Source organism: Marinoscillum sp. MHG1-6 (assembly GCF_024714475.1).
Taxonomy (GTDB): domain Bacteria; phylum Bacteroidota; class Bacteroidia; order Cytophagales; family Cyclobacteriaceae; genus JAMZMI01.
The window spans coordinates 146,291-160,530 of the sequence record NZ_JAMZMI010000009.1; the positions used below are offsets into that span (position 1 = coordinate 146,291).

General features: G+C 41.7%; 1 protein-coding gene. It reads right to left on the reverse strand.

Annotated features, from left to right (window positions below; genetic code table 11):
- Positions 1–17: 17 nt before the first annotated feature.
- Positions 18–14,216, reverse strand: a complete 14,199-nt coding sequence (locus NXR94_RS16440; protein ID WP_258105771.1) for an Ig-like domain-containing protein — start codon at positions 14,214–14,216, stop codon at positions 18–20.
- Positions 14,217–14,240 lie beyond the last annotated feature (24 nt).

Consider the following 14,240-nt stretch of genomic DNA (forward strand, 5'->3'; position numbering starts at 1 on the left):
AATGCTCATTCCTATCATTATTGATGGATAATCATTAATCTTTTCGGTTCCCAAAGGATGTCTTTGTTATATAACCTTAACATATACAAACCACTTGGAACTTCGCTGCTGCCTACCGTTATGGTCTCCTGTCCTTTTCTAATCAACCCTTGTTTCACTTCTCTTCCAGACTGATCATATAGGGTCCAATCCATATCATCGGCAACAAAACCATTTATCCTGATCATAAACTCATCATCCGATGGGTTAGGGAAAACACTGAATTCATTGCCTTTTTCAGGGGCAGTAGCTGTGATCTGGTTCGAAGCAGGTTCAATTTTTCCTGCAGGGACCGCAATCTTTTTAGACTGTAGAATAATCCCTTTGCCCAACCCAGCTTCTGAATCAACCTCCGTATCCAACTGAACAAATACGATCACCGCTAGATTGCTTGCATCATATACGTCATTAATGGTCCATCGAAGCGTTGATAAATCAAGACCAAAGTCGGTCTGTCCTTGCGTAACCTCACCAACATAAGTCATTCCACTGGCGCTTGGCAGCATCACTCTTAGCGCGTTATTGATCAACGGGGTACTGTAAGTTGTATTGATATCCTGGCCAGCAATTGAATCTTCTACAATTGCAAACCTGAATGAAACCTCTGTTTCAGCAGGTAAATTGACGTTTGACGTAAATGTGGTCGAGATCGTAATCTGTTGTTCAGAACCCCCAATAACGATATCCCCAATATCAAACCCGGCCTCATCCAAAGCAATTTCATTGAATCGGTTAATGTTCCATCCCATGATATCAGTCACATTGGTAGCATTCAGGTTTCCTGTCTGAATCTGACCAGCAATAACAGAACGTGGAACCTCTTCAATACCATAGTAGAGAGACCTGGCACTTGTATAATTCTTGCTTTTCGCATTCAATGGATCAGGTTGATCTACCAATGAAGTGAAGTAATTGATCACCAGGGCATCACTACCCAGGGTATTGGTGATTCGGTTATCAATTTCCTCATCCACAAGCTTGCTCTTGCTATCTGCAAGCGATGTAAACTGCTCGATCACAATGATTTTTTCTCTATCATAAAGTTTAAAATCATCAAAGGCGAATCCATAATAAGGCGTACCTACATTGTCAGTTTTCTGTCCGGTACTTGCCCCAAGAGCAAACCTGAAACGAATATGATCAAGTCCGACAATAGCATCTAGTTTATGGGCCGCTGCCCTCCATTTCACCTCATTTTCATCAGGAAAACCAACTCTACCACCAGCAAAAGACCATCCGTATACTTGAGGGTTAAAAACGTTAGTACCAGGCACGAAAATATCATCGGCATTACCCGGGCTGGCATTTATCGCCTGCCTGTTATACCAGTTCTTACCTGACGTACCATTCTCCAGCGTATAACTACCCAGCGCATTCCATGTCACGCCATCATCAGTAGAATATTGCAATACCACCCCATCTTTCGGATCCATATAACTGGCATAAGTCACCCCAATGGTAGGTAACAGTAACGCCGAAAGATCGTAAGTAGGAGAATAAACCCAGGATTGCTCCTCCGCCAAATAACTAGTAGTTGCATTGGTCACCCAACACGTTGAAGTATTCAAATCACCAAAAGTGGTAGTCGGAGCCAGCTCCCATGACTGATCTGTGGTTATATCAAGCGTATCAAACCCTAATTTACCGGCTGAGTAACTTATATCATTGATGTACCATCCTCCAGGTCCACCTTCAAATGTTTCAATAAACTCTGCCCCGGTTGCCAATGCAACATGATCATTGATCGTAATGTACCTGGTTTCAGTAGCATTACATTGAGAAGTGGTGTTGTACTCAAGACTCAACATGTATTCACCTGCCGCGAACGAATACTCCGCAGAAGTCAATACCAAACTGTCTCGAATGGTGTTTCCAGGTGCTGCATTCACATATGAAGAGTCTCTATAATAATTATATAAGGTATCTGTTGAATTATTTACATTAATTACACTGAACAGCATGTCATCCAAAGGTTGCTCCGCTCCTATATCATCAGAGAAATAGACAATGGTATTGCTACCTACGGTTGTACTATCCCACCTCATCTTAGGCTGAGGTGTATTACCCAAAGTATACGCTTCACCAGGTGTAACATTCAATGGAACAACATCTCCATGAGGAGCCGTATAAGAATAATACGCCTCTACAATAAAATCAACCGTACCTTCAAGGTTAGGGTAACCCGGAGTATTCAGATTCTCATCAAACGCATTGGTGAACTGAATTTTGCAAGTTGTTCCGGTTTTGTCTACATCAACCGTGTAGGTACCATGTTGAACATCTCCCATAACCAACGTATCCAATTCAGCACCTTGTGCTCTTGCATACCAGTTAAAATGGACATTATTAAAGGATACACCCAAGTCCGCCAGATTGTCAATTCCTGCTTCCAGAATAACATCCTGAGTTAAACAAATTTGCAAACTCTTAACCTTTCTTGGATTTCCATTTCCATCAATGTAATCAGTGAACTCCGGAACTGGCAATACAGTAAGGTTCTTCATGATCGTATTTTCACAATCATTTGGACCAACCGCATTATAGTAAATTTCAAAGCTTTCTGCAGGACTGTACAAATTAGTCTTCGCGCCTGAGCCATCCGTTCCATTAGGGTCAAACAATGCCTCCCCGGTAGTAGTCACTCCAACACCCTCTCCTTGTCCGATGGCTATTCCATTACTGGTAAATGTACCAGAGGTCAACCTACCTCCTAATCCAAAATTGGCATCAAAATCCCAACCCTGTAGTAGCACATTTCCTCCACGAACAGACATATAGTAGTGATCCTCTGGCCTTGTTGGTCCAAGAACAACCGCTCCACCAACCCCAGCTTCACTTATTTGAAGACTAATATCCGGTTTAGGATAAATGGTGAATGATTGTGAATAGGTTTCAATACATCCTTGTTCGGTGGTAATTTGGAGTGTTAGCTGATGAACATTGGTATTTCCAATAGAATCTTCCCCCACTGCATCTGCTAAATCTGATGGGTCAAAGGTTGCAGTACCGTCGCCATTATCAATATTAACACTAGTCCCTCCCGAGGTTACCGTTATTGTCGCGGATCCTCCAGAGTAACTGTTTAAATAATCCGTGACACTTCCATAATTGGTTCCCTCTATTCGTGCTGTTGATGAAATATTTACCACATCATCATCATAGCAATAAGTAGAAGACAGTCCCACAAATGCCATATTATCAGGTTTTGGCTGAAGTTTTATTGTAACAGTTTCTCTTGGCCCTTCACAACCTGAAGTGAACCCTAAATCTGATCGAATATTTTGAGTTCGAGAAACGTAAAAGTTGTAGGTACCTTGAGTAGAGTCCGTTACATTGTTGAATACGGAGAATGCCTTTCCATCTAACGAAATACCATCAAGATCATTAATAAAACTGATACTAGGTCCGGTATTGATCACATTTGAACCTGTTGAGGTCTGATACCAGGTATAAACTTCATCTCCTTGTGGATTGAATATATCTACTGTTTGTCCTGTAAAATCATCTCCTTCGCAGAATACGTAAGTATTGGCTTCCACATTGCCAACTGTTGACGGTTTTGATGGTTCAGGATAAACAATAATATCAACCCTCGACATTGCACTTTCACAACCCGAAAACCCTTCTCCACTTACAATATTTAGCACCTGAGATACATAAATGGTAATCAGAGTATCCGTAGGTGATGCAACATAATCCTCAATATTGGAAGGTGTATAGGTCAACTTGGCTGTCGGAGTAGTGGTCGCAATACGATCCAACTCTGTAGTCATGTCATCAGCATACCAAACAAACTCGGTAGTTCCCTGAATATTCGCGGATCCAGTATAACTAATTACTGTTGATGAAGGTGTTACATCAGGTTCACACTGCGGCAATGGATCTGCGACCCCAGGTGCTGCTGGTGTTCCAACAACGGTAATGCTAATAGACAAATAAGGACTTTCACATCCAAGGAAAGTACCATCTCCTCCCCCTCCGATATCGGATGTCTGACTTACCAAATACTTGTACACTCCAGGAGTATTCACACCAGCATCTAATCCAAGTTCCGCATCCGTAATGGTCGAATTGGAAGATCCTGAAGTAGTATGGATCGCCCCTCCAGCAGGGAAGCCAGTTCCATCATCAACAAACCAGTTATATTCAGTAGTCGCCTCACCAGAAACAGTAATGCTGTTTACCACATCATCATCACAATAAAATAATGTCTGGTCAGCAGTTGTTGGAGTTGCCGGTATATCAAACACATTAAAAGTTAGATATGCCATATTGGCTAATTCAGACTCACAACCTCCAAATGTGGAACCATTAGGAGCAATATTATTGGTCTGTGATACCAAGAAATATACCGTCGAATCTTTATTAATGGTGGAAAGCTGCAGGTTAGCTCCACTAGCAGTAGTTTGACCAAAAGCTCCAGGTGACACACTATACAATTGTGTATATATAGCTGAACTACTTTCTATCGTCCTTCCTGCATTTGATAAATACCACTTAAAGGTAGACGGAACAACGCCTGTTGCAGTAATAAATGTACTAGCGATTTCATCGGTACATGCACTGATCACAAGATCTTGTGCACCCCCATTGGTGAATAGCACAGGTGATGGATCCGGATAAACTGTAATATCAACCTGAGTAGGGCTACTTTCACAACCTAAAAAGTCAGTCGTATTACTAGCTTCACGAGTCTGAGTTACCCAATAAGTATAGGTAGAAGCTAGTGAATCATCAAACCCACCAAACGTCTCCAATTCATCAATAGTAATTAATCGTCCATTGAATGCCTCGACTGGGATTGGCACATCTGGACCGCCGTTATCCGTATACCATGTATACACTGAACCAGTAACGCCTGGAGATTCTAACTGAACAAATTCATTTTCATCGCCACTACACATGTAATACTGGATAACATTACCTGGGAGTGCCTGACGACTTGCAGTATTTTCTCCACCCTTGAAATTAGCATTAACAGGAGCATCTGGAATATCAAAAACAGAGATCGTGAACATCCTCAAATCACTTTCACAACCGGAGAAGGCTGCGGTATCAGGATCAATAGGATAGTTATTATCATAATCCGTTCTTGAGATATAGAAGGTATCCTTTTCTCCTGCCACTAGTGACAATGACAATGGAGCAGATGATGGATTGTAGATTAAATCACCATCAAAAGTGCCTCCTGTTAAGTCAGTCACTCCAAAACTATCAACTGGTGAAAACGCACTGTTATAAATCGTGAAATAAGACTCACTCGAAACCGTACCATTCAGACCACTATTCACCACAATATCCTCAAGAGTTGCTGCCGCTCCCCCATCTACACAATATTCATAAATGTAGCCTGTCGCATCAATCGTATCCACCGATGGAGACACGGTAAAGGTTCCAAGATTCGTCTCGTTAGTAGCAACCGCATCAAGTGCATCATCAATAACTATAGTGTTTGGCGGAGTATAAACCTGAATAGTAATATGACGTAGATCACTTTCACAGCCGTCATAACCAGATCCATTAATGTTCTTATCTGTTATGACAGAAACCCAAACTTGTCTGGTTCTATTCTGCGTTGGAATCGATCCCCCAAAGAACTCGTCAAGCACACTAAGGGTTTCTCCCTGAGTCCCGGAGACATTTTCTGGAGCAACCACATCAACCCCACCAGCGTCCAGATACCAAAGCACTGTGTCTACACCAGCTGTTAGAATGCTTATATCCAATATATCATCACCTCCACAATATTCAAACAGGTACTCGCCACTCGATAAAGTACCAATGCTTGTATAAGCCGTCTCATCAACTTCAGGCTCTACAGGTTTTGTTAATATTTGGAAATCAGCAGTGTCTGCACCGACGCAACCCCCATTCACTGAAGCATTTGATTGATAAATAATTCTATAATATCCTGTCTGAGGGCCTCCTCCAAATGGATTAGAAGGATCAAATAAAGCGGATCCTCCTGAACTCACTGACTGCACAGGTCCTGAGTAAAAGGCATCAGCATGACGCTCTAGTAGATATCCATTTGATATAACTCCGCTTGTGGTTGGTCCGCCTGTATATGCGACAACAGTAGCGGTTATATCAAACGATCCATCATCCTCACAGTAGTACTCGTTGACATTAGTGATTGTAGTTGTTGGGTCAGGATATAAGTAAACAAACTCAGTTCCCAATACTGTAAACAATGAATCAGTATCATCCGAAATAATCGTTGCAAACACCAACGTATCTATTTCCTGACCTGAAAAACCACCGATCTCATAGAGCGCTGATGGTCTGAAATCCCATAAATCAGTACTGTGAGGGTTACCGAAATCCGCATTCAAATTACTTACAAGCGCACTGTCATAAGTGATAACCAGGTCAGCAATGTTAGCTGTCTGATTACTTAGAACACCCACTTTCGCTCCCGCAATGGTATTATCAACCTTTCCATTTCTGATGTAATAAACTTCAACAGTATGGAAGTCCGGATCAGACCCATCCCCGTCTGTTAAAACATCAACGCCATCAGGATCAGGGTTAATTGGAAGTGCATCAGCATCATCTACCTTACAGTAGCTCGCAGGACCAGCAACCACAAATACAGAAGAAACTGCATTCACAGTAAAGTTCAATTCACCTGGAAGGAAAGTGGCTGAAACATTGGAAATTAAATTGAACCAACGAACAGAAATTTGATTTAACCCGGTGCTAGCATCTGCAGGTATAAAATCAACATATGAGGTATCCCCGGCTACATAACTATAGTCATAGCCTGAAAGACCTGCTCCACTAAAAGTGACTTCCTGATCTGCTGATGGGTGGTTTCCAACGCCTAATGTAGTACCTACCTGATCATCATTTGTATAAACTGTTACTCCTCTAGAGTTTCCAATATTATCTAATAGCGCAATTGAATATTTTTTTGCCGCACTTTGGCTAGGTGAGTTACCAGTATTGGTTTGAGTAATGTAGAAAGTATAAATACCATTATCATCCTCAAGATCACTGAAAGCCAACCCAATAGCAGCACTATCAGCAAAGAAATCAGCCACTTGAGGAGCTTCCCCCGCTAGGCTGGCAGATCCAATACTAAATATTGCAGAATCCAGATCCGAGTTACCGTAAATGGTAATGGTATTACCATCAAATGTCGGGAATATATTAACAGGGGTATTACCGGACGGATTCAGGTTTCTAAAAGTACGATACATTGCAACACTTGGACTGGTATCTCCGGAAAGCCCGGTTGGATTTTCAGTCAAGGTTGGCGCTGATGGGATTGTTCTCACATCTATAATAGAGTCTACCGCTGATTCATTGCCAACAGGATCTACGGCTACAATATATAAGTCATATGCTGTGGTGGCATTAAGCCCGGTAATGGTAAAATCAAAGATGGTACCTGTAGAGGTTACTCCATCAGCAATATGTCCCGTAACCGCAACTCTATCAACCACATCAGAAGTATCAGGAACGGTCCCAACACCTCTTTCCTTGAGCATATAATAAACAGTTCCCAACTGATCCAACTCAAGATCAAAATTGATCCCTGTAGTCGACACCGCATTAGCTGTCTTGGAATTAAAAGCTGGAGGAACATCATCAAAGCTTACATTCAATGTATTCGAAACCGTATTGGCCAGACCAACACTGTCCGTTACCGTTCCGGCTCGTACTTTCAATGTGACTGAAGACGTGATATTATCATCCGGGTTAACGTAAATATTGTAAACATTAGGACTCACTAGAACAATACTATCAATAGTACAGTTAGTGGAGTCAAGATCAGACTGTGTAAATCCGATAATACCTTCACTGAACGTTGCAACCGCAACGAATGGATCAGCATTTGTAGTGGCTGGTTCCGAAGTCGATAATGTTACAGACGGCACTGTCCTATCCATGAACATATCTGAACCATCAGTCGTTGAAGCATGCACCGTTTGGTTCCCGGCAGAATCCACGAAGGTTACCGAGAAAGTAACTTCACCCTGAACATCTGATGGGCTTACAGTATAATCAGCTGTAAATGTGCTGTCATTAACAGGTGTAATGGAAACAGCATTCACTACGGCCACTCCCCCACTTTTGAAAACTAAAGAAGGATTTGCACCAACAGGCTCGTCAAACCTTAAATACAATGAGATGTCATCACTTGTTGTTGCCAGACTATCAGTTAACGCATTATTAGAGGATATCGCAATAGAATCTGCCGCAGGTGCAACACGGTCAATTTTGAAACTAGCAGAAGTTACCGCAGACGACATTGGATTGCCCGCCAAATCGGTAATTGCTGGTCCAACTTCTATGCTCAAATACCCATCTGCCGCATTATCAATCTGCGCTATGGTCACCGTAAAGTTTTTCTTGTCACCAGTAGCAATAATCGTCGGCCCACTACTATATGTCAAGCCAACAGGATTCACCATTATATCTGCGGCGGTAAAAGAAGCCGTATTGATCTGCTCATTAAACTTAAGGGCGAAAGTTACAGAATCCTCCCTGGTAGCATCCGGTGTCCCAGTCGCAGGCGTATTTCTTGTGATAGTAAGTATTGGCGCTAAATTATCAACAGTTGTCGTGCTGAAGTACCATTCCGTTGCGGAAGAAATTCCGGCAAACAAGTTAGTAGCCAGAATATTGTCAGAAATAATTCCTGAGTCTGCCAATAAATAATAATCACTATTCCCCACTAATGGATCTGTAGGCACAACATAAAGAGAATCATTGGAAGCAAAGACCTGCGTGGCATCGGTCACATCAATTTCAGTGATAGTCGGTGGTACGGCGTCCCTGACCAGATAAATCTTACCTGTTTGAATTTCAATGGTTTCATCAAGTTTGAGTACCAGCGTATCCGTGAGCTCAATTCCCGTGGCTCCTTCAGCTGGATACACGGCAACCTTGGATGGCCCTATGTTATCAACAACATCAACGGTAACATCCAGATTTGAAAAACCAGATGCAGAGAACCTAAGCACATTTCCTGTTCCAAGTTGATCGATATTGAGATCTGTAAACAGCGCAGTGTCATTAACCATTAGCACACTTGATGTGCCTGTAAACGTTCCAGCCACAATAGTCTGATCATTGACGTTTACAGTTGTCGAAAATCCTAAATCAAAATTTCCATTCACATCCGTTCCGACTATCGTCATTGTGTTTGATGACTGCCTTTGGAACTGAACCGGCTCCTCTTCTAAAGCAACAAGCTCTGTTGCAATAACTTCAATATCAACCGCATCCGAATTAGCAGAATCCGTTTCCAACAATGTTGTCGCATCGTTGTAAGTCATGTCATTACCTGATAATTCAAACTGTAAAATCTGATCGTCAAGATTGACCGAATCAGTAATGCTAGTATTCAGCCAAATGTTAAATTCGTAAGTTTTTACCACCGGGTTTCCGTTTCCTCCGGGCTTATTGATTTTACCAAGAACATCATTACCTGATATCCCTAATCCGGTAAACTTGATTGAATCACTGTATATGGTTGCAAAACTAACGTCATTACCCGATTTTAAACGTGCCCCGGCAATGACATCGGTCCAATCTGAGACAGTATTGGAAGTTCCCTTCTCGAATACCATACCAGTAATAAGCAGGTCACTCGCCAGAATATTAGTAATGTCAAACTCAAAAACAATCGCCCCGGTAGAGGTATTTTCTACAGACGAAATGCTATTATGTGTAGCAGATTTTGTAATCCTCGGATCCTTATTAAACAGGTTGATTAAGCCCGTGGAAATCGTATCATAGACAACATTATGATAGGCATCATATACAGAAGCAGTGTTCACACCAATTTCAATCGTCTCATCTCCTGAAGGATCAGTTCCCCCAACTGATAAATTAAATCTCAATACATCTTCTCCGAATATCGATGGTTCAGTCGTACCATCCACCAGGGTTATACTGGTAACACTGGCCGTTGTTCCATCACCATCATCTATAAACGTAAACGCAAATTCATTTTCTATTGTCCCAGATAGTGATGCAGTATCAGTATTATAAACTTCTTCACTAAATGTTACATCCAAATAATTATTGCTCAAAGGCAGGAATGAACCAAGGATCACCGGACTCGCGCTATCGGCAACAATGGTGTGATTATAACTGTCTACGACAATATCATTCAGTGCTAAATCCTCCCAAATGCCCGTTAATCCGTAAATAAGAATTGAATCAGCAGCCGTATTAGGAACCTTTTGGCCCACAATATTATATATGGTCACTATATCACTCCCAAGTGGATCTGTTACTATTGCGGATATAGCCAATGAATCATCCGGCATTTCCAGATTGAAATCAGTTCCTAACACAGGTGTGGAACCGGTTTCCACTACAGGCTCAGAAAAATCAAGGATTAAACTATCAATGAAGCCATCATTGTCATTATCGAAGATGGTCATCAGTTCAATTGTTGGTGGAGTACCATCAGCTGTCCAATTCAATGACTGAACGATGCCAAGATTGTTCGCTGTATCAACAGATGTCACATAAATATAATACTGTGTAGCATCAGTAAATGAGAATTCGATTAACTGCGTTTGTGTTGAACCGACGGCAGCAATCGCAAACCCATCATTCAAAACGCTACCCAGTGACGATTTATTTCTTAATTCGAGTGAGTCAGGTGCAGGTATAGCAGGTCCTTCAAAAATGGCGAAATAGATGGAGTCAAACTCATTGACCTGATAATTAAGCTCAATTCCAGTATTACTAACAGGCTGCAGTGTCAAGACCGAAATATTTGGAGCGACATCATCTGCTGTCCAGCTATATTTCTGCACAGCACTCAGGTTACCGACAGAATCCTCGGAAACTATAGCGATAAAGTATTCTGTGCCATTCGTTAAAAGTCCCTGTAGGTCAATATTCAATGTTAATGGGGTATTATCTACTGATACTGCCGTATCACCGGATGAAACATTACCGATAGGAGTGAAAACCTCAGTGGAATCCGGATTAAAATCGGAATCATTTATTGTATAATAAAGTCGCCCTATCTCCCCAAACTCGTAATCCAGACCGATACTATCTGCACGATATATTTCTATCGAAACGTTAGAGATCACCGGCGGTGTAAAATCACCTGTTTCAAAATTCCAGTCCCCTGCATTATTAATACCCGCGAATGCATTACCAGATAAATCTGTAATAGTAGATCCGGGAACAATTATTGAGTAATCCGTCACATCTGAAAGTAATGCATGAGAGATGGTAACACTATCTCCAGAAATGGTTACCGCCGGAGTGTTAACATCAATAGTTTCAATGATAGTCCCGGGAGAAGATGTAAGCACAATGGTTATGTTTCCTGATCCTTTTTGAACCGGCTCGTTGAACTTAATCGAAAGCGTGGAGTCATTAGTGATTCCAGTGGCTCCATCCATTGGATAAACCGCTTCAACAATTGGGGCGGTAAAATCCCCAATGGTAAAGCTCCAGGTAGCAAGGTCATTTACGCCTCCAAAGAAATTGCCCTTGTCATCTGTTATTACCGTATCAGGAATAATGACTGCATAAGTAGAATCATCTAAGAAAAGGCTGTGAGAGAAATAGATGCTATCTCCGGAAAAGTTAACCGAGGCTATTGGAATAGCTTCAAAATTTGAAGAGTCTCCATAAACCAGATAAATAGAGCCATCATCTGATGGCTGAACAACATCATCGAATTTTACCGATAGGGTTGTATCCTTCGTGATATCTACATCACCATTGGCAGGATAAAAGTTAAGAACGCTCGGAACGGTGAAATCACCGATTGTAAAACTCCAGGTAGACAGGTCATTGATACCAGCATAGGAGTTATTATTTGCATCTACAAAAGCACCATCAGGAATATAGATTGAATAAGTAGAGTCCTCCAGGAATACTGCCGCTGAAATAACAACACTATCCGTGTTGATAATTCCAGAAACATCAATGGTTTCGTAAATTGATGAATCTTGCTGCATCACATAAACAGAGCCGACCCCGGTAACCGGTTCATTGAAAGTAATTACCAGCGTGGAATCGACGGCAATATCAATTGCGCCATTGCCTGGGTAAAAGTTCTCTGCTAAGGGCGCTGTATAATCCCCCGTCTCAAAATTCCATAAAGTTGTGTCTTGTATCCCGGCAAAAAAGAAGCCCGCACCATCAAGAATAACACTATCCGGAATGACTACTGCATATCTCGTTGTATCTGATAATGCAGCTGTTATCGTGACACTACTATCCGCATCGGCCAGATTTACATTCGGAGATAAAATACTCAAAGAGAAAACCTCCGTAGAATCCGGAGAGTTGAAAATGGTAATAAATCCGTCATTCGCCAGTTGAATAGGTTCAGTGAATTTTATCTTCAAAACCGAATCGGGACGAATGTTCACGGACTCGTCAGCCGGATAAAGGTTGGTGTAACTAGGCGCTGTAAAATCACCAATGGTGAAATTCCAAACCGTGGTATCCCCTATTCCCGCATACGCATTGTTATTCCCATCGACTATTACTCCTTCAGGAATAATTACAGCATAAGAGGTATTCTCCGAGAATGATAACCCTGCAGAGAATGCTACACTATCAACATCGGATACAGGTATTACTGAATTAATATCAAGGGTCTGAAACAATACTGAATCTCCAGCAGTGATATCTATTATATAAATATCGCCACCTCCCAAGGAGGCAGAAACAGTCTCATTGAATGTGATTACCAATGTGGAATCTACAGCAATATCAATAGAACCATTCGCAGGATAAAAGTTTTCGGCTAATGGCGCCGTGTAATCCCCTGTTGAAAAATTCCAAACAGAGGTATCCGTCAATGCCGGAACATAATTACCAGATGCATCGGAGAACGCATCGCCAGAAAACGTGATAGTATAGCGAGTAGTATCTACCAAAAGTGATGTAGCAACCCTTACACTATCGCTCCCAACCAAAGTAACCGCCCCTGAACCTAAAGAAATCGACTCTACTAAAGCTAAGTCCGGAGTTCTTCTAATAGTAATCGTCCCGGCCGGATCAAGTACTAAATCTTCATCAAATTTAATGTAAAGCGCAGTATCCGGATTAATATTTGAATTCTCATCCATTGGGTAAACAGCAGTAACAGAAGGCGCTGTAAAATCTCCGATTGTGAAACTCCACGTAGACAAGTCATTGATGCCGGCATAAGCATTACCGTTTCCATCTTCGAATGCACCTTCAGGAATAATGATCGAATAAGTTGAATCCTCTAAAAATGTTGCTACAGAGATAACTACACTATCCGAACTACCAAATCCTGAGACATCTATAGCATCGAATTGTACTGAGTCTTGTTGCATTACATAGACAAATCCACCCGGCGCACCAGAAACGAGCTCATTGAAGGTAATAACCAGCGTGGAATCAAACGTTATATCAATAGAGCCATTACCAGGGTAAAGATTGACTGCGAGAGGAGCCGTGTAGTCTCCCGTTGAAAAAGACCAACCACTTTTATCCGGAACTCCGACATAATAATTACCAAAAGCATCTAGGATAACGCTATCAGGTATTATTACTGAATAACTTTCACTGTCTACCAACGCCGTTGGAGTAATCACTACACTGTCTCCTGTACTCACTACTGCGGCCGTAGCAACATCAATATTTTCGACGACTGTGGAATCGGATGTAAGGACGATTTGAATGAAACCATCTGAAGCAATTGCGACTGTTTCATCAAACTTTATGGAAAGAACAGTGTCGGGATTAATATTAGTATTTCCACTTCCCGGGTAAAAAGCTGTAGCAGTGGGCGGCGTAAATTCTCCAGTGGTAAAACTCCATTCTGCCAATGTCAAGATTCCCGGAAATGCTTGTAGCGTCGACTTATCCCTGAAAATGGTATCTGGTATAATGATAGAGTATTCGGTAAGTTCAGCTAAAAAGGCAGACTGAAAGGATACAGTCATGCTATCTGGACTCCAACTTAAATCTGTAAAAGCTACAAATGAATCTACAGCCGTGGAATCAGCGGTCTTTCTGATATAGACAGAACCTCCATTAGCGACAGGTTCCACTTTTACATCAAACGTGATCGAGATGCTTTTATCCAAAGCAACACCTGTGGCATCATCTAAAGGATCAAGTGAGGATATCGCTGGTTGAGCATAAACACTTAAGGAGGCGAGAAATATGAAAAAGAATATGGAGTAAAGTTTTTTCATATATAGACGGGTTTTAACCAATTA